Genomic DNA, 17,156 nt, shown 5'->3' on the forward strand with positions numbered 1-17,156 from the left:
GGGAGTAGGCATGCTGGCTAAACGTATTATTCCCTGTCTGGATGTAAAGGATGGCAGGGTGGTTAAGGGCGTTAATTTTGTGAACTTACGCGATGCAGGTGACCCGGTGGAGCTGGCTGCGCTTTATGACCGGGAAGGGGCGGACGAAATCGTGTTTCTGGATATATCCGCTTCGGTTGAAGGTCGCGCCACGATGGAAGAAGTAGTTCGCCAGACAGCCGGGGAAATTGCCATTCCTTTCACTGTAGGTGGCGGGATATCTCATGTCGATGATATGAAACGCATTTTGCGTGCCGGTGCTGATAAAATTGGCGTAAATACGGCGGCTGTTCGTAACCCGCAGCTGATTGCGGAAGGTGCGCGCAGCTTTGGTTCACAATGTATCGTTGTTGCCATTGATGCCAAGTACAATGAGGCGTGGGGCGAATGGGAGGTATACACGCACGGAGGCCGCACGCCATCGGGTATTCGAGCCTTGGCCTGGGCTAAGGAAGCAGAGCAACTGGGAGCCGGTGAGATTCTGCTGACCAGCATGAACGCAGATGGAACCAAGGATGGCTTTGACCTGCCACTGACTTCCGCTGTTTCGGATACCGTAGGGATTCCAGTGATTGCTTCCGGCGGAGCCGGCAAACAGGAACATTTCTATGACGTGTTTACGTCAGGTAAAGCAGATGCTGGATTAGCAGCAACGATTTTTCACTATAAAGAAATCGGGATTCCTGAGTTGAAACGAGATTTGAAGCGCAGAGGAGTGGAGATACGATGAGCAACGAATTGAACCAACAGCTATCTCTGGAGCAGATACTGGATAATGTCCGCTGGAATGAGGCCGGGCTTGTCTCGGCGATTGTGCAGGATGATGCTACGCTTCAGGTATTGACGCTGGCCTACATGAACCGTGAGTCGCTGAAACTGTCTTTGGAGTCAGGAGAGACCTGGTTCTGGTCACGTTCCAGACAGGAGCTGTGGCATAAGGGGGCAACTTCAGGGAATACGCAGAAGATCTCTTCCATTCAGCTGGATTGTGACGGCGATGCTCTATTGGTGCGTGTCATTCCGAGCGGTCCGGCCTGTCATACAGGCGCAACGAGTTGCTTTTCTCGTGATATTTCCGTGCCAGGGACAGCTGTAGTAGCTGGGGCAGGAAATGCAGGAGCTCAAGTGCAGGCAACCCGTACCAATGCTATTTCCAGTGCTTCAGAAGGCCGCTTTGAGGTGCTTGCCCAGTTGGAGGCAATTATTAAGGAGCGCGAGGAGACACGTCCTGAAGGAGCCTATACGACCTATCTTTTTGATAAAGGCGTAGACAAAATCCTGAAGAAGGTTGGCGAAGAAGCCTCCGAGACGATTATTGCAGCCAAAAACAAAGATAATGAGGAGTTGCGCCTGGAGGTCAGCGACCTGATTTATCACCTGCTGGTGCTGTTGCAGGAGCGCAAGCTACCACTCGATGACGTGCTGGCTGAGCTGAATCGCCGTCATGAACGCCCTCGTCGTGATTAGGACGGGTATTGTAGGGTTTGAAAAGGGGAGGGCTACATGAAAATTGACTATCATACGCATCATTCCCGCTGCGGGCATGCGATAGGAAGTCTGGAGGAGTACGTACAGCAGGGAATTCGACTGGGGCTGGATCAGCTCGGTTTGTCCGATCATATGCCGCTGCTGCATGTAGAACCGGCCAACTATTATCCAGAAATGGCGATGCCTATGGATGAGCTGCCTCGATACGTGGAAGAATGCTTGGATTTGAAGGAACGCTACAAAGGGCAAATTGATATTCGTGTTGGTTTGGAAGGCGACTATATCGAGGGCTGGGAACGCGAAATTGAAGATATCATCCATGCATACCCATGGGATTATGTGATTGGCTCCGTCCACTTTCTCGGTGAGTGGGATGTCACCGACTTCCGTCAGGTACACCATTGGGAAGGCAAAAATGTGCTGGAGGTATACCGCACATATTATGATGCGGTTTCCAAGGCGGCCGCTACGGGTTTATATGACATCATGGGTCATTTGGATGTCATTAAACGTTTCGGCCATCATCCGAAGCCGGAGGAAGAGGATGAGCTACGTGAATTGGAGCGCTCCGCACTCTCAGCGGTGGCCCGCAGCGGTCGGGCCATGGAACTGAATGCATCGGGGCTTTCCAAACCCTGTGCCGAAATGTTTCCGAGCCGACGCATGCTAGAGGAAGCTTTCACGCTAGGTATCCCGTTGACCATCGGCTCGGATGCCCATGATCCGGCAAAGCTGGCTGAGCACTTGGAGAAGGCGCGAGCGCTTTTATATGAAGTTGGCTATCGCGAGCTCGCTGTATTTCAGCACCGTGAACGTTCACGGGTTCCGTTAGCGCTATAATACTTATTTATTGGGTCTACATGTTTTATCTAGTTGCTAGCCGAACGCGCCTTTCATACAGGGGAAATGCGCTCGGCTATTTTGCGTATTTTTGCATATGTATCTATTGGGGTACGAGTACGGAACCGTTTTTTGGAATGAGGTAGGATCGACTGTCAAGTCGTTTTGAAGTTGTGGTATACTGAAGGGTATGAACATGCCAGTTACTTTTAAAGGAGGTGCCTTGGTTATTTATGAAAGGGAAACATCTGCGAGTTTCGGAACCTAGCCCTAAGATTATTGCTTTGCGTTTCGACGCATCTTTCTTTTTTGAGAAAGCTGTGCGCTCGCTTGATCGCAATCATTATGACAAGGCATTGAAATATTTTCGCAAAGCCGTTGAATATGAACCGGATAATCCGGTGAATCATTGCAATATGGCGGGTATATTATCAGAGATGGGGGATTATGCAGGTTCGAATGATATCCTGTCCTCTGTTCTGAGTGACGTAGACTCGTCGATGACAGAATGTTATTTCTATATGGCGAATAATTACGCTAATATGGAGCAGTTTGAAGAAGCGGAAAAAGCATTGGTCACGTACCTGGAGGAGGACGAAGAAGGCCAGTTTCTTGATGAAGCCGAGGAAATGATGGAGCTGCTCTATTATGAGCTGGACCGTCCAACGAAGCTGAACCGCATTAAGGCCCGGCAGGGAGTGGTCGAGCATGATCAGGCCCGTGTTCTGCTGGAGGAAGGAAAATTTGCTCAGGCAGCCCAACTGCTCAAGCAAATTTCGGAGGAGCAACCGGACATGTTCGCTGCGCGGAATAATCTGGCGCTAGCGTATTACTACATGGGATTGTTCCAAAATGCTAAGGCTACCATTATTCAAGTGTTGGAGGATGAGCCGGGTAATTTACACGCATTGTGCAACTTGGCGATTTTTTATCAGCACGAAGGCGGCGGCCCAGAATTGGATCGTCTGGTTCAAACCTTGGCGGTCACTATACCGTTTCAGGAGGAGCAGGTGTTCAAGCTGGCGACCACTATGGGGATTCTCGGGCGCCATGAGGAGGCCTACAGGCATTTCCGCAGGTTGCTTCATAGCAATGGAGAGAACAATGCGGACGCTTCTTTGTACCATTACACAGCGGTGGCTGCCAGCAATACGGGAAGATATGCGGAAGCTCGGCGGTTATGGAGTCATTTGCAAAAGCAGGATGCTTCCTCGGAGGTTCCAAGGTTTTTCCTATCCAGATTGGAAGAGCTTCAGCAGGAAGGCACACCGCTGCAAGTGCTCAGCTATCACTATCATCTCCCGTTTGAGGAGCAATTCCGCATGTGGGAGAAGTTTGGCGCTGAGCAGGTGCCTGACAGTATGAAGAAGGACCCGCTAATCCGATCATCTTTCTTCTGGGCCTTGCGCCACGGAGACCGAGCGACTCAGCTACAGGTTATTCAGGCGTTAAGCTTGATCGGTGACGATGAAGTGCGTCAGGCACTGGAGTCCTTCGTAGAAGATCCTGATCAGGAGGGTGAACTCAAACGCCGTGCTTTGCAAGTATTGCAAGAGCTGGCAGAGCAGGATGTGCAGCATACACACACGGAAACAGAACATCCTGAGCGGTTAGAGGCTGAGCAAGATCCGCATACAACTGAAGGTGACATCTCTGCTTCGCCAGTTGATCCACAATGGCAGGCCGTGCTGGACAAGGTACTAACCGTCATGAGCAAATCATCCGATCCGGCCATGCAGCATGATTTGAGATCACTTTGGCAGGAGTATTTGGATCGGCTTGCTCCAGAGGTCCCGATGGTTCAGCATACTGAGGGATGGGCAGCTGCACTGGAATATTTGACAGCCAAATTGCATCATCATTCCGTCACCTATCAGGAAGTAGCTGACCGCTATGGTATTTCCGTATCGACCGTAAGCCGCTACGCACGTCAAATTGACAGCGTGTGTGGTATCAAACAGAAGCTAAAGCAGCCGCTCTCCACGTTTAAAAAGCAGGTCTAACATCTGCTCCAAACATCACTTAAAGGAGGCAACAAACGTATGTATAAATCCATAATTATTGGTACAGGTCCTGCAGGCTACACAGCCGCTATTTATTTGGCACGCGCCAACATGAATCCGCTGATCATTGAAGGAATGCAGCCCGGTGGGCAGCTTACCACAACGACTGAAATTGAAAATTTCCCGGGTTTTGAGCAAGGTATTCTCGGACCTGAGCTGATGGATAACATGCGCAAGCAGGCCGAACGTTTTGGCGCTGAGTTTACTTCCGGTTGGGTAGAGGAAGTCGATTTCAGCAAGCGCCCTTTTAAAGTGAAGGTAGAGGGTAAAGGCATCATTGAGGCGGAGTCGGTTATTATTGCTACAGGCGCGTCCGCCAAATATCTCGGCATTCCGGGTGAGCAGGACAATGTAGGTCGCGGAGTTAGCACATGCGCAACTTGCGACGGCTTCTTTTTCCGTGGGAAAAAGATTATCGTAGTCGGCGGTGGCGATTCAGCCATGGAGGAAGCGAGCTTCTTGACCCGTTTCGCTTCCAGCGTAACCTTGGTCCATCGTCGTGACGAATTGCGGGCATCTAAAATTATGCAAGACCGCGCACGTGAAAATGAAAAAGTACATTGGGCATTAAATCGTACTCCTCTGGAAGTTGTAACAGGGGAAACTGGCTTAAAGGGCTTGAAAGTACACAATAATGAGACCAACCAGGATGAGCTGATTGAGGCAGATGGCGTGTTTGTGGCGATTGGCCATACACCGAACACAGGCTTCCTGAACGGACAAATTCATACCGATGAACACGGCTATATTGAAGTGAAGCCAGGCACGACGGAAACGAACATCCCGGGTGTTTTTGCCTGTGGGGACGTGCAGGATAACCGTTATCGACAAGCCATTACGGCTGCGGGAACGGGATGTATGGCGGCTATGGATTGCGAGAAGTATCTTGAAGGCAGCGCTGTCCACGACTGGAGCGAAACACTGGATCAATAAAGAGTGTCTATAATACACAAAGTGGCTCATGTGAGGGGCTAAGCCCCCTCTGTTAAGCCCCGTTGTTTGTTCAGGAAGAGAAAGCCTGGTGCATTTGCACAGGCTTTCTCCTTTTTATGATTATTGAATTTATAAATTTTCAGCGGAGCTGAACAATTCTATAATCACAAGAAAAATTCCGTTAAGCGTGGTCTGGCTTCCTTGAAAGTACGTCAATAGACGTTTTTCTTACGGAGGCATGAGTTAAAAAGTTCAGCTAATCGTACATTTTTCAACAGGTAAGTGTCCTTGACCGTAACGGGGGCTTCAATTATAGTTGGAACGTAGGATTACTCCTACGAGGCAGGAATTTTAAGCATATATTTTATACCAGTTTTTTAAGTAAACATAAAGGTGGCTTGGAACATGTCTGAAAGTATCTATGTAGGTGTCGATTTGGGCGGTACCGCGATTAAAGTCGGCATTTGTAATGAAGACGGACAGCTTTTGCACACATATGAGGGACCAACCGAAACCGATAAAGGTGTAGACGTTGTCATCGGTAATATCGAAAAATATGTGCGGCATATTGTTGAGCAATCTCCTTATGAGTGGGATCAACTAAAAGGTGTCGGTGCAGGTGTTGCAGGTTTTACGAATGTTCGTGATGGTATTATTGTCCTCGCTCCTAATATTGGCTTTCGTGACGTACCGATCCGTGCGCTCCTAGAGAACCGGATTGGCAAGCCTGTAAAAATAGACAACGATGCGAATGTTGCTGCGCTGGGTGAGGCTTGGGCTGGCGCAGGCAAAGGCATAGAAAACTGTGTATGCTATACCCTGGGAACAGGTGTAGGTGGCGGTATTATTATAAATGGTAGAATATACCAAGGTTCTTCGGGTATGGCTGGGGAAATTGGACATATCAGCGTCGTGCCTGATCTGGAGGCTATTCAGTGTGGATGCGGCAAAATGGGTTGCTTGGAAACTGTATCTTCCGCAACAGGCATCATTCGTATGGCCAAGGATGCTGTGGAACGTGGCGACCGGACCTCTCTGGCGCTGGAAGATCACATTGCTGCCAAGGAAGTATTCGATGCTGCTAAAGCTGGGGATGAAGTCGCGTTGCGTATCGTGAACCGGGCTGCCTTTTATTTGGGGAAATCGATGGCAGCGGTTGCCGCTGTGCTTAATCCAGAGTTGTTTATTATAGGCGGCGGTGTTTCTAAAGCAGGCGACTTTTTGTTTGAAGAGATGCGTCGCGTATACGCCAAGCTGGCACCTGAGCCGCTTCAAAAAGGGGTATATATCGTACCAGCGGTTTTAGGCAATGACGCGGGTATCGTAGGGGCTGCTGGGTTGCTGCTGCGCTCTTAATCCGGGGTTGACGATAGGGGTACTGACATAGAGCAAAGAAGCAAAAGGAGAGGGAAGTCCATATGACAGATAATTTAAAAAATGCTGCACCGTGGGCAACGCTCATTATTATTACAGGGATGTCAGGCGCAGGGAAGACCATTGCGGTGCAAAGCCTTGAAGACTTGGGCTTCTTCTGCGTTGATAATCTGCCCCCTGTGCTGATTCCCAAATTTGCCGAGTTGATTGAGCAGTCTAACGGTAAAATTGGCAAGGTGGCTCTCGTCATTGATCTACGCGGACGAGAATTTTTCACCGCCTTGTCAGAATCGCTAAATTATATTAAAGATCATTTTACGATTCATTGTGAAATTTTATTCTTGAATGCGAATGACGGTGTTCTTGTACAACGGTACAAGGAAAGCCGTCGACGGCATCCGCTTGCTCCAGATGGTATGCCTTTGGACGGGATTCGATTGGAGCGTAAGATGTTGGAAGAACTCAAAAGCTCCGCTACACAGGTTATTGATACCAGTACGATGAAGCCCGCAACCTTAAAGGCGAGGATTATTTCGAGATTTTCCCATCTGGAGAGCAGTATGCTGTCCGTGAACATTACATCTTTTGGCTTCAAGTATGGTATTCCCATTGATGCCGATCTTGTATTCGATGTGCGTTTCCTGCCTAATCCCCACTATGTGGACCAACTACGTCCACACACGGGACAGGATAGCGATGTATATGATTATGTTATGAAGTGGCCGGAGACCCAGGCGTTTCTAACCAAGTTGTTGGATATGTTGCACTTTTTGATTCCGCAGTATCGCAAAGAAGGTAAAAGCCAGGTCATTATCGGTATTGGCTGTACTGGAGGTAAGCATCGTTCAGTTGCAATATCGGAGTATTTAGGAAAAATGCTGGGTGCCAGCGAGACAGAATCCGTTTCTGTTTCGCATCGGGATGCTGATCGGGACCGGCATTAATGAGGTGAAATCATGAAAGAGACCGGATCACAACGGGAGCGCCCACGTATTGTTGTTATGGGCGGCGGAACCGGCTTGTCCGTCATGCTGCGGGGCTTGAAGCAAAAGCCGCTGGATATTACGGCTATTGTTACAGTCGCTGACGATGGCGGAAGCTCCGGGATATTGCGCAGTGAGCTGCAGATGCCCCCTCCAGGGGATATCCGCAATGTGCTGACTGCCTTGGCTGACGTGGAACCAGTAATGTCAGATATGCTAAAATACCGTTTCGGTGCTGGATCAGGATTGTCAGGCCATAGTCTGGGGAATTTGATCTTAGCAGCGATGACTGATATATCGGGGGATTTTGTAACGGCGGTGCGTGAGCTTAGCCGTGTATTTGCTGTCCGGGGGCGTGTACTGCCAGCGGCTGAAGAAGGCGTTGTGCTCAGCGCCGAGATGGAGGATGGCACGGTGATCACCGGGGAGTCCAAAATCCCGGAAGCGGGCGGACGCATCAAACGTGTTTTTCTTGAACCGACTCACGTGGAGCCGTTGCCTGAGGCTGTGGAAGCCATTAATGAAGCCGATGCGATTCTGATTGGTCCCGGCAGTCTATATACCAGCATTTTACCGAATCTGCTTGTGCCAAAGCTTGCTGAGGCTGTGGTGAAATCAAATGCGATCAAAATATTTGTCTGCAACGTGATGACCCAGCCAGGGGAAACCGACGGCTATACAGTGGGAGATCATCTGCAAGCGATCTATGAGCATGTTGGGCATCACCTCTTTGACTATGTCATTGTGAATAACGGGGAAATTCCACCCCAAGTACAGGAGATGTATGCCGAGCAGGGAGCTAAGCCTGTTCAGGTAGACATGGGCGAGCTGGCTGATCGAGGATATAAAGTAGTGGCAGATACGTTAGTTCTGTTCCGTACGTATTTACGGCATGATGCCGACAAACTGAGCCAGCATATTTACCAATTGGTACAAAACTGGATGTTAAGAAGGAGGTGAGTCCCTTGTCCTTTGCGGCACAAACGAAAAAAGAGCTTACGATGATTGAAAGCCAGCCCTGCTGTGAAAAAGCGGAACTGTCTGCGCTCATACGTATGCTCGGATCCGTACAACTGTCGAATAAAAGGGTGATATTGGACGTGTCCACAGAAAATGCCGCGATTGCAAGGCGGATTTACTCCTTGATCAAAAAGCATTTTCAACTTCACATCGAACTGCTTGTACGGAAAAAAATGCGCTTGAAAAAAAATAATGTGTATATTGTCCGTATCCCCAATGGTGTACAAGAGCTGCTAAAGGAGCTTTATATTGTCTCAGAAGGTTTCTTGTTCACTGACGGGATTAATCGTGATATCATTCGGAAAAACTGTTGTAAGCGGGCTTATTTGCGGGGTGCCTTTATGGCAGGTGGCTCTGTGAATAATCCAGAGGGGTCGTCTTACCACCTTGAGATTTCTTCGATGTATGAGGAGCATTGTCAGGCGTTAGTTGATCTCGCTAATGAGTTTCATCTCAACGCCCGCTGTATTGAGCGAAAAAAAGGCTTTATCCTTTACATCAAGGAAGGCGAGAAGATCATTGAGCTGCTCAGTATCATTGGGGCGCACCAAGCCCTGTTCAAGTTTGAGGATGTACGCATTATGCGCGATATGCGCAATTCCGTAAACCGTATTGTTAATTGCGAAACAGCGAATTTGAACAAGACGATCGGAGCCGCTGTCCGGCAAATTGAGAATATCAAGCTGCTGGAGAGGGAAGTTGGTTTGGAGACCTTGCCGGATAAGCTGCGTGAAGTGGCAGAAATTCGACTCGCTCATCCCGATTTGAATTTGAAAGAAGTCGGGGAAATGCTAAAAGGGGTCGTGAGTAAATCGGGTGTAAATCATCGACTTCGCAAAATTGATGAGATGGCTGACAAAATCAGGGGGGAAAACGGCCTGATTCCGTAAAAAAGGGTCTGTGGGGCTCTTAGCCCCGGTTTTTTTAGTTTTTTTTCTAGTGTCTGTCCCGGGTTAATGTTATAATGTGATAAATAAAATGGAGTAAATAGCGTCCAGATTTATTTGATGAGGGGGTAAGCTGACATGTCAAAACATCCAGTAGTCGTACGCTTGAAAACAGGACTGCACGCCAGACCTGCTGCGTTGTTCGTACAGGAAGCGAATAAATATTCATCAGAAATTTTTGTGGAAAAAGAAGACAAAAAGGTTAATGCCAAGAGCATCATGGGTATTATGAGCCTCGCCATCAGTACAGGTACTGAAATCAATATTAGTGCCGAAGGTGCGGACGCCGAACAGGCTGTAAACGCTTTAGTAAGTCTGGTTAGTAAGGTTGAACTGGAAAATCAATAAACGAACATCTGCTTTGTGATATGATGTACTCTTAGTGAAAGCCCCCTCGGGGGCTTTTTTTGTATCCAGAGAAAAGCATTCAACCCGTCCCACCATTAAGCTATTGATGTATATTTATTTGAATATAGCGACCGCATTAAGTCCAAGCTACAAATAATTAAAACCCCTGTGGTATGCCTTGTTTCGGAAATTTATACCGCTTGACTGCAACCTTTTACCGTTTTTTCCGTCTGGAAGGTACAAACATTTTCAAGAAAGAGGTTGAGTACGATGAGAGTTTGGACAAAAACAGTAAGCACAGCAATTCTTGCAGGAGCATTATTAGCTGGAGGAGTAGCAGGAGGGCTGTGGACGGGAGCTGATCGCGCTTATGCTGCAACGGCGACGACGGCGAATGGTGTAATTAATGTGAGTGGAAGTGGTGAAATAATGGCTAAGCCAGACATCGCTTATCTCTCCATTGGGGTGCAATCGGAAGGAAATACTGCTGCTGCTGCTCAAAAAGCTAATGCTGCGAAAATAAACAAGGTCACACAGCTGTTAAAAGGAAAATGGAGTATCAGTGCAGACGATATTCAGACAAGCCAGTTCTCTGTACAACCTAACTATACCTATAACGAGAAAGAAGGACAGAAGCTCAAAGGCTACATTGCTAACCATACACTTTCTGTGAAATATCGCAACTTGGACAAAATTGGTCAGCTGCTGGATGAGGCTACAAACTCCGGTGCAAACAACGTAGATAATATACAGTTTTCCGTAGAGAATCCTTCTTCTTATGAGGAAGCTGCTATTGCAAAAGCGTTGGATAACGCTCAATCCAAAGCCAGTGCCGTAGCAAAATCAGCTAAACGCGGCTTAGGGGCTCTGGTGAATGTGACAGTAGATGGCGGGGAAGCTCAGGTTTTCACACAACGTGAGAATGCCATGTCCAAAGCGCTCATGGATATGAGTGGCGGAACAGAGATACAGTCGGGCCAAGTAACGGTGAAAGTCCAAGTGTCTGCCCAATATGAGATGAACTAGTATAGGCCATTAAACGGAGCCGCAAGCGCCTGCAACATTGCAGGGTGACTTGTTGGCTTCTTTTGTCTATTGAAACCGTTTTGTAATGAGTCTGTCATAGCTAATGGCTGTTAGGTGTACAGATTGAAATCAGTGAGTGTACAGATTGTAAACCACATACAATAGGGTATAGATATAATAAGAAAAGTGATCAAAACACATAGATAATACAGATTCACAATAGGAGGAATACTTACGATGAACAAGCATACGAAAAAATGGGGCTCAGCACTGCTGGCAGCGGGAATCTTAGCAGGGGTTGCGGTCGTTCCCGTTTCCTATATTGAGGCAGCTTCGACCAAACAGCAGCAAGCGACAACACAGCAACCAGGGGTCACCATCCAATGGAATGGTAAAACGTTGGCCGCTAAAGGTGTACAAGTGAACGGGAACACAATGATTCCAGTGGCAGCACTGCGTGATAGTTTGGGAATTCCGGTGAGCTATGACACCAAGGAAGGGACATATACAGTGGGGAGCGGGTACAACAAGCTCTATATCGTGGTCTCCTCCTCGGATGCCTATGCCAATGTGAACGGGATCAACACGCGCAGCATGGATGCCAAAATGATCGCCGGGAAGCTATATATTCCTATGAGTCTGCTGAAAGACTATCTGGGTATCGATGCGCAGTGGAATGCAACTCAGAAAACAGTAACATTGAGTAAAAGCCAGCTAAATCCGATCACAATTGCATCTCAGACGCTTCCAGCTTCGAGTAATGCAAAGGTATCCTATAAGATTAAGTATCCGCAAATCAGCGGCAGCCAGCTGAATCCTGAGGCTCAACAGGCCATTAATAATGTGCTTAAAAAGCATGCAGAGACAGTATTGGCAGCAGGCAAAAAGATGGTGGCAGAGGGAGAGGTTACAGCAGAAAGACCGTATGATTTCGAAAATGATTTTGCAATTGCCTATAATAAGGACGGTATTCTAAGTGTGATTATGCAGGACTACTCGTATACAGGTGGCGCACACGGTATGACGGCACGTAAAGGATATACGTTCTCGCTTGCTGATGGTAAGCAGTTGCAATTGTATGACGTATTGAAGGCAAATCCTAACTATAAAAAGTTCCTGAATGCTGATTTGAAGAAAAAAATTGATGCGCTCCAGGCTGGCGAAGGGTTTGAGAAATTTAAAGAGTTGGCCGCAGATCAGAATTTTTATGTGACCAACAGTGGAGTAACCATCGTGTTTGATTTGTATGATTATGCGCCATACGCTTATGGAATTCCGGAGTTTACTTACTCGTTCGCTCAACTGCTGCCTCAGGGCGGTAAGCCTTTTGCGGGACAAAATCAATAATCTGGATTAGTTATATATTGAAAATTAATAGTAAATAAAAAAGACTGCCTACCGGATACGAAAATCCGAGGCAGCCTTTTTATTTACCAGCTATTCAGAAGAAAACCACTTTTCTTATACACCTTCTGGAGAGGAGCTAGTTAACACTTTATCAATAATACCGTATTCCTTGGCATCATCAGCGGACATGAAATAGTCACGGTCTGTGTCTTTTTCGATGCGTTCCAGTGGTTGACCTGTGCGATCTGCGAGAATGCGGTTCAACTTGTCACGCATTTTCAGAATGCGACGGGCGCGAATTTCGATATCCGTTGCCTGTCCTTGTGCACCGCCTAGTGGCTGGTGAATCATAATTTCACTGTTTGGCAAGGCAAAACGTTTACCTTTGGCACCTGCATTCAGCAAGAAAGCACCCATGGAAGCAGCCATACCTACACAAATGGTAGATACGTCAGGTTTAATGTATTGCATCGTATCGAAAATGGCCATACCAGCTGTGATGGAACCGCCAGGGCTGTTAATATACAAGTGAATGTCTTTTTCAGGATCTTCAGCAGCCAAAAACAGCATTTGGGCAATAATTGAGTTGGCTACAACGTCATTGACGTCCGAGCCCAACAAAATAATGCGATCCTTCAACAGTCTGGAATAAATGTCATAGGCGCGTTCGCCGCGGTTACTTTGTTCTACTACCATAGGAACATAGCTCACGTCAAAAAACCTCCCTTAAATCGTTAGTGGATTTGGTGGATATGCCGAATACACATCCCTATTTATAAACTGTTACCGTATTAACCACATGATAAACAATTTCAAACAAAAAGTCAAAGAAAGTCAAACTATTGATTAAAAAAAGAACGCTTAGCGCTCTTTTTGGTTAAAAACATCATATGGAACATTTAGCCAATCATATAAAACGACGCGCCCGCGAGGAATCGAACCTCGATCTCAGGCTCCGGAGGCCTACGTCATATCCGTTGGACCACGGGCGCAAAGATGAATCATTACAAACAACCAACTAATTAATTGGAAACAAAGATGATTATATGATATACGGCATTGAATTGCAAGCTTTTATTACGTGCGCATATTCACATAAAAAGTTGAGAAATATAGGTTCAGATAGACTTGCATGTGAAGCAAATATTGGGTAAGATATACGTGGGACTTAAAAAGTTATCCCGGGACATTTTAAGACCAGTTAGAGATATAGCATAGAGACAGAACTTAGAAGTGTGCGGGAGTGGAAAGCATGCGAAAGATATTAGAAATACAGAAGCAGCTTCTGCCCGACCTCATGGATGTTTTGAAAAAAAGGTACACGATCCTGCATCAGATTATGCTGTCCGAAGTTATCGGACGCAGAACACTGGCAGCTTCACTGGATATGACCGAGCGCGTACTGCGCGCTGAGACTGATCTCCTTAAAGCGCAAGGGCTAATTGAGATTGAGAGTGTGGGCATGAAGGTGAGCAAAGCAGGACTGGATCTGCTGGAACAGCTGGAGCCGATTGCGAACAACTTGTTCGGCCTGTCCCAATTGGAGGATCAGATTCGTCAAGCCTACGGTTTGAGGAAGGTGGTTGTCGTTCCAGGGGATTCGGATGCTTCACCGTTAGCGAAGCAGGAGCTGGGCCGTGCTGGCGCAAAGGCGCTGCTGAGTGTTATGGATGACGAGGACGTGGTCGCTGTAACAGGTGGCACGACGATTGCAGATGTGGCGGAACAACTGGCATTACCTGCTAACGGCCCGCTTAAGGGCGGATGGTTTGTACCGGCACGCGGGGGTTTGGGAGAGAGCATGGAAATGCAGGCAAATACAATTGCCTCCACGATGGCTCGCAAGGTCGGCGCTCAATACCGTCTGCTCCATGTACCGGATTTGCTCAGCAATCATGCTTACAACTCCTTGCTTGAGGATACGAATATTCAGGATATATTAAGCCTGATTCGAGAGAGTCGTATTATCATTCACGGGATAGGCAACGCCATAGCAATGGCCCACAGACGCAAGCTTGACCCTGAAACCTTTGCCCAGATCAGCAATGAGGGTGCGGTCGCCGAATCGTTTGGTTATTATTTTAACGAAGACGGCGTCGTTGTTCACAGAATGCTGACGCTCGGACTCCGTTTGGAGGACATCAGGCGTACGGAGACGGTGTTAGGTGTGGCTGGAGGCAAGAGCAAGGCTGCTGCTATTCATGCAGTATTGCGTTTCGGACAGGAAGACATTCTTGTCACCGACGAAGGCGCTGCTGCCGAGATTGTAAGCCGTTATTTAAGAGATTGATAAGGTTTTTTAATTGTGTTGTCTTGACGGGCTTTCGGGTCTGTCTTGAATATATAAAACTAAACTAAACGAACTTTGGGAGGAACTCACTCATGACAGTTAAAGTTGGTATTAACGGTTTCGGACGTATTGGACGCCTTGCTTTCCGCCGTATTCAAGACGTAGAAGGTATTGAAGTAGTAGCAATTAACGACTTGACAGATTCCAAAATGCTGGCACATCTGTTGAAATATGATACAACACAAGGTACTTTCCAAGGACAAGTAGAAGTACATGACGGTTTCTTCAAAGTAAACGGTAAAGAAGTTAAAGTTTTGGCTAACCGTAACCCTGAAGAATTGCCTTGGGGAGACCTGGGCGTAGACATCGTTCTGGAATGCACAGGTTTCTTCACAACTAAAGAAGCTGCTGAGAAACATTTGAAAGGCGGCGCTAAAAAAGTTGTTATCTCCGCTCCAGCTACTGGCGACATGAAAACTGTCGTTTACAACGTAAACCATGAAATTCTGGACGGAACTGAAACTGTAATTTCCGGTGCTTCTTGCACAACTAACTGCTTGGCTCCTATGGCTAAAACACTGCAAGACAAATTTGGTATCGTTGAAGGCTTGATGACTACAATTCACGCTTACACTGGCGACCAAAACACTTTGGATGCTCCACATGCTAAAGGTGACTTCCGTCGTGCTCGCGCAGCAGCTGAAAACATCATCCCTAACACTACTGGTGCTGCTAAAGCAATCGGTCTGGTTATCCCTGAGCTGAAAGGTAAATTGGATGGTGCAGCTCAACGTGTTCCAGTACCAACAGGTTCCCTGACTGAGCTGGTAACAGTTCTGGAGAAAAACGTAACTGCTGAAGAAATCAACGCAGCGATGAAAGAAGCTTCCGATCCTGAAACTTACGGATACACTGAAGATCAAATCGTTTCTTCTGACATCAAAGGTCTGACTTTTGGTTCCCTGTTTGATGCAACTCAAACTAAAGTTCTGACTGTTGGCGACAAACAACTGGTTAAAACTGTAGCTTGGTACGACAACGAAATGTCCTACACTGCACAATTGATCCGTACGTTGGAATACTTCGCTAAATTGGCTAAATAAGAATTCCTTATCGAGCAACATCATAGAGCGGAAACAGGTGTTATTGTTTCCGCTCTTTATATATCAAAATGTGCCTTAAATTCCTGTTTCGTAAAATTATAAGGGTGCGGAGGAATATGGAGATGAACAAAAAGAGCGTACGTGATATAGAACTGAATGGAAAACGGGTGTTTGTTCGTGTAGATTTTAACGTTCCGGTTGAGGATGGTAAAATTACCGATGACAAGCGTATTCGCGAAACCTTGCCAACCATTAACTACCTGATTGAAAAAGGTGCAAAGGTTATTTTGGCGAGTCACTTTGGACGTCCAAAGGGTCAAGTTGTTGAATCCATGCGTCTGACTGCTGCTGGTGTGCGTTTGTCAGAACTGCTTAATAAGCCTGTTGTTAAGGTGGACGAAGCAGTTGGCGAGGCTGTTAAAGCGAAAGTGGCTGAACTGAAAAACGGCGATGTGCTATTGCTTGAAAATGTACGCTTCTACCCAGGAGAAGAGAAAAATGATCCTGAACTGGCGAAGCAATTTGCTGAGCTGGCTGACATTTTCGTGAATGATGCTTTTGGTGCAGCACACCGTGCTCATGCTTCTACAGAAGGTATCGCGCATCTTCTTCCGGCTGTTTCCGGCTTGCTGATGGAAAGAGAGTTGTCTGTTATTGGTAAAGCCCTGTCGAATCCAGATCGTCCTTTTACAGCCATTATTGGCGGTTCCAAAGTAAAAGACAAAATCGACGTAATCGACAACCTGCTGAACATTGCAGATAACGTAATTATTGGCGGCGGTTTGACTTATACATTCTTCAAAGCTCAAGGTCATGAAGTGGGTCAATCTTTGCTGGATGAATCCAAACTGGACGTTGCTCTTGGATTTATTGAAAAAGCGAAGAAGCTTGGCAAAAACTTCTACCTTCCTGTGGATATCGTTATTTCTGACGATTTCAGCGCTACAGCGAACACGAACATTGTGGACATCGACGGCATTCCTGCAGATTGGGAAGGCGTGGATATCGGACCGAAAACTCGCAAAATCTATGCAGATGTTATCAAAAACTCCAAATTGGTTGTTTGGAATGGACCAATGGGTGTATTTGAAATCGAGCCTTTCGCTGGCGGTACTCGTGAAGTAGCGGAAGCTTGTGCTACAACAGAAGCATACACCATCATCGGTGGCGGTGATTCTGCGGCTGCGGCTGAAAAATTCCACTTGGCTGACAAAATGGATCACATTTCCACTGGCGGCGGCGCATCCCTGGAATTCATGGAAGGCAAAGCACTTCCGGGTGTTGTTGCACTTAACGATAAATAATCAAACGCATTACGCGTAATAAAGGCTTTAGGGCACCTAATAGTTAGGAGT

General features: G+C 47.1%; 16 protein-coding genes and 1 tRNA gene. 15 read left to right on the forward strand and 2 right to left on the reverse strand.

Annotated features, from left to right (window positions below):
* Positions 1-10: 10 nt before the first annotated feature.
* The 12 genes from hisF (at position 11) to MMB75_RS19955 (ending at position 12,408) form a co-directional block, all read left to right on the forward strand.
* On the forward strand, positions 11-769 hold the full coding sequence (gene hisF, locus MMB75_RS19900; protein WP_016820119.1) for an imidazole glycerol phosphate synthase subunit HisF: 759 nt from the start codon (positions 11-13) through the stop codon (positions 767-769).
* Positions 766-1,506, forward strand: coding sequence for a bifunctional phosphoribosyl-AMP cyclohydrolase/phosphoribosyl-ATP diphosphatase HisIE (gene hisIE, locus MMB75_RS19905; RefSeq protein WP_016820120.1), 741 nt, complete (start codon positions 766-768; stop codon positions 1,504-1,506). Before hisF ends, hisIE begins: the two co-directional genes overlap by 4 nt.
* A 36-nt stretch (positions 1,507-1,542) precedes the next feature.
* A complete protein-coding gene (hisJ, locus tag MMB75_RS19910; protein WP_016820121.1) occupies positions 1,543-2,367 on the forward strand; it encodes a histidinol-phosphatase HisJ in 825 nt (274 codons plus the stop codon).
* Positions 2,368-2,600: 233 nt separating this feature from the next.
* The gene (locus MMB75_RS19915) at positions 2,601-4,370 is read left to right on the forward strand and encodes a tetratricopeptide repeat protein (protein WP_016820122.1); all 1,770 of its coding nucleotides are present in this window, start codon (positions 2,601-2,603) and stop codon (positions 4,368-4,370) included.
* 39 nt (positions 4,371-4,409) lie between these two features.
* Complete coding sequence (trxB, locus tag MMB75_RS19920; protein ID WP_013368806.1) at positions 4,410-5,363, forward strand: thioredoxin-disulfide reductase; 954 nt, start codon at positions 4,410-4,412, stop codon at positions 5,361-5,363.
* Between the two features lie 405 nt (positions 5,364-5,768).
* Positions 5,769-6,719: an ROK family glucokinase gene (locus MMB75_RS19925; protein ID WP_016820123.1), complete on the forward strand. Its 951-nt coding sequence runs from the start codon at positions 5,769-5,771 to the stop codon at positions 6,717-6,719.
* 62 nt (positions 6,720-6,781) lie between these two features.
* The gene (gene rapZ / locus MMB75_RS19930; protein ID WP_013368808.1) at positions 6,782-7,681 is read left to right on the forward strand and encodes an RNase adapter RapZ; all 900 of its coding nucleotides are present in this window, start codon (positions 6,782-6,784) and stop codon (positions 7,679-7,681) included.
* A gap of 12 nt (positions 7,682-7,693) precedes the next feature.
* Entirely contained in the window at positions 7,694-8,680 is a 987-nt protein-coding gene (locus tag MMB75_RS19935) for a gluconeogenesis factor YvcK family protein (RefSeq protein WP_045244936.1), read from the forward strand.
* A 5-nt stretch (positions 8,681-8,685) separates the two neighbouring features.
* Complete coding sequence (whiA, locus tag MMB75_RS19940) at positions 8,686-9,630, forward strand: DNA-binding protein WhiA (RefSeq protein ID WP_013368810.1); 945 nt, start codon at positions 8,686-8,688, stop codon at positions 9,628-9,630.
* Between the two features lie 135 nt (positions 9,631-9,765).
* Positions 9,766-10,035 (forward strand): HPr family phosphocarrier protein, encoded by a 270-nt coding sequence (locus MMB75_RS19945; protein WP_013368811.1) that lies wholly within the window; start codon positions 9,766-9,768, stop codon positions 10,033-10,035.
* 270 nt (positions 10,036-10,305) lie between these two features.
* The gene (locus MMB75_RS19950; RefSeq protein WP_045244937.1) at positions 10,306-11,061 is read left to right on the forward strand and encodes an SIMPL domain-containing protein; all 756 of its coding nucleotides are present in this window, start codon (positions 10,306-10,308) and stop codon (positions 11,059-11,061) included.
* Positions 11,062-11,298: 237 nt separating this feature from the next.
* A complete protein-coding gene (locus MMB75_RS19955) occupies positions 11,299-12,408 on the forward strand; it encodes a PdaC/SigV domain-containing protein (RefSeq protein WP_045244938.1) in 1,110 nt (369 codons plus the stop codon).
* 114 nt (positions 12,409-12,522) lie between these two features.
* Here the strand turns inward: MMB75_RS19955 and clpP are convergent, their stop codons facing one another.
* Both clpP and MMB75_RS19965 read right to left on the reverse strand, forming a co-directional pair.
* Positions 12,523-13,119: an ATP-dependent Clp endopeptidase proteolytic subunit ClpP gene (clpP, locus tag MMB75_RS19960; protein WP_013368815.1), complete on the reverse strand. Its 597-nt coding sequence runs from the start codon at positions 13,117-13,119 to the stop codon at positions 12,523-12,525.
* 209 nt (positions 13,120-13,328) lie between these two features.
* Positions 13,329-13,400 (reverse strand) — tRNA-Arg (locus tag MMB75_RS19965).
* Between the two features lie 260 nt (positions 13,401-13,660).
* On the opposite strand from MMB75_RS19965, the gene MMB75_RS19970 reads away from it, so the two are divergent.
* The 3 genes from MMB75_RS19970 (at position 13,661) to MMB75_RS19980 (ending at position 17,105) form a co-directional block, all read left to right on the forward strand.
* Positions 13,661-14,698, forward strand: a complete 1,038-nt coding sequence (locus tag MMB75_RS19970) for a sugar-binding transcriptional regulator (RefSeq protein WP_017427871.1) — start codon at positions 13,661-13,663, stop codon at positions 14,696-14,698.
* A 92-nt stretch (positions 14,699-14,790) separates the two neighbouring features.
* Complete coding sequence (gene gap, locus MMB75_RS19975; RefSeq protein ID WP_017427870.1) at positions 14,791-15,801, forward strand: type I glyceraldehyde-3-phosphate dehydrogenase; 1,011 nt, start codon at positions 14,791-14,793, stop codon at positions 15,799-15,801.
* A 122-nt stretch (positions 15,802-15,923) separates the two neighbouring features.
* Positions 15,924-17,105 (forward strand): phosphoglycerate kinase, encoded by a 1,182-nt coding sequence (locus MMB75_RS19980; RefSeq protein ID WP_016820125.1) that lies wholly within the window; start codon positions 15,924-15,926, stop codon positions 17,103-17,105.
* Positions 17,106-17,156: the final 51 nt, after the last annotated feature.

This window comes from Paenibacillus sp. P2(2022) (assembly GCF_029522175.1).
Lineage (GTDB): Bacteria > Bacillota > Bacilli > Paenibacillales > Paenibacillaceae > Paenibacillus > Paenibacillus polymyxa.

Bases quoted from the DNA above. Each gene is read 5' to 3' on its own strand.
- hisF (WP_016820119.1), top strand. From the start codon at position 11: ATGCTGGCTAAACGTATTATTCCCTGTCTGGATGTAAAGGATGGCAGG.
- hisIE (WP_016820120.1), top strand. From the start codon at position 766: ATGAGCAACGAATTGAACCAACAGCTATCTCTGGAGCAGATACTGGAT.
- hisJ (WP_016820121.1), top strand. From the start codon at position 1,543: ATGAAAATTGACTATCATACGCATCATTCCCGCTGCGGGCATGCGATA.
- MMB75_RS19915 (WP_016820122.1), top strand. From the start codon at position 2,601: ATGAAAGGGAAACATCTGCGAGTTTCGGAACCTAGCCCTAAGATTATT.
- trxB (WP_013368806.1), top strand. From the start codon at position 4,410: ATGTATAAATCCATAATTATTGGTACAGGTCCTGCAGGCTACACAGCC.
- MMB75_RS19925 (WP_016820123.1), top strand. From the start codon at position 5,769: ATGTCTGAAAGTATCTATGTAGGTGTCGATTTGGGCGGTACCGCGATT.
- rapZ (WP_013368808.1), top strand. From the start codon at position 6,782: ATGACAGATAATTTAAAAAATGCTGCACCGTGGGCAACGCTCATTATT.
- MMB75_RS19935 (WP_045244936.1), top strand. From the start codon at position 7,694: ATGAAAGAGACCGGATCACAACGGGAGCGCCCACGTATTGTTGTTATG.
- MMB75_RS19945 (WP_013368811.1), top strand. From the start codon at position 9,766: ATGTCAAAACATCCAGTAGTCGTACGCTTGAAAACAGGACTGCACGCC.
- MMB75_RS19950 (WP_045244937.1), top strand. From the start codon at position 10,306: ATGAGAGTTTGGACAAAAACAGTAAGCACAGCAATTCTTGCAGGAGCA.
- MMB75_RS19955 (WP_045244938.1), top strand. From the start codon at position 11,299: ATGAACAAGCATACGAAAAAATGGGGCTCAGCACTGCTGGCAGCGGGA.
- MMB75_RS19970 (WP_017427871.1), top strand. From the start codon at position 13,661: ATGCGAAAGATATTAGAAATACAGAAGCAGCTTCTGCCCGACCTCATG.
- gap (WP_017427870.1), top strand. From the start codon at position 14,791: ATGACAGTTAAAGTTGGTATTAACGGTTTCGGACGTATTGGACGCCTT.
- MMB75_RS19980 (WP_016820125.1), top strand. From the start codon at position 15,924: ATGAACAAAAAGAGCGTACGTGATATAGAACTGAATGGAAAACGGGTG.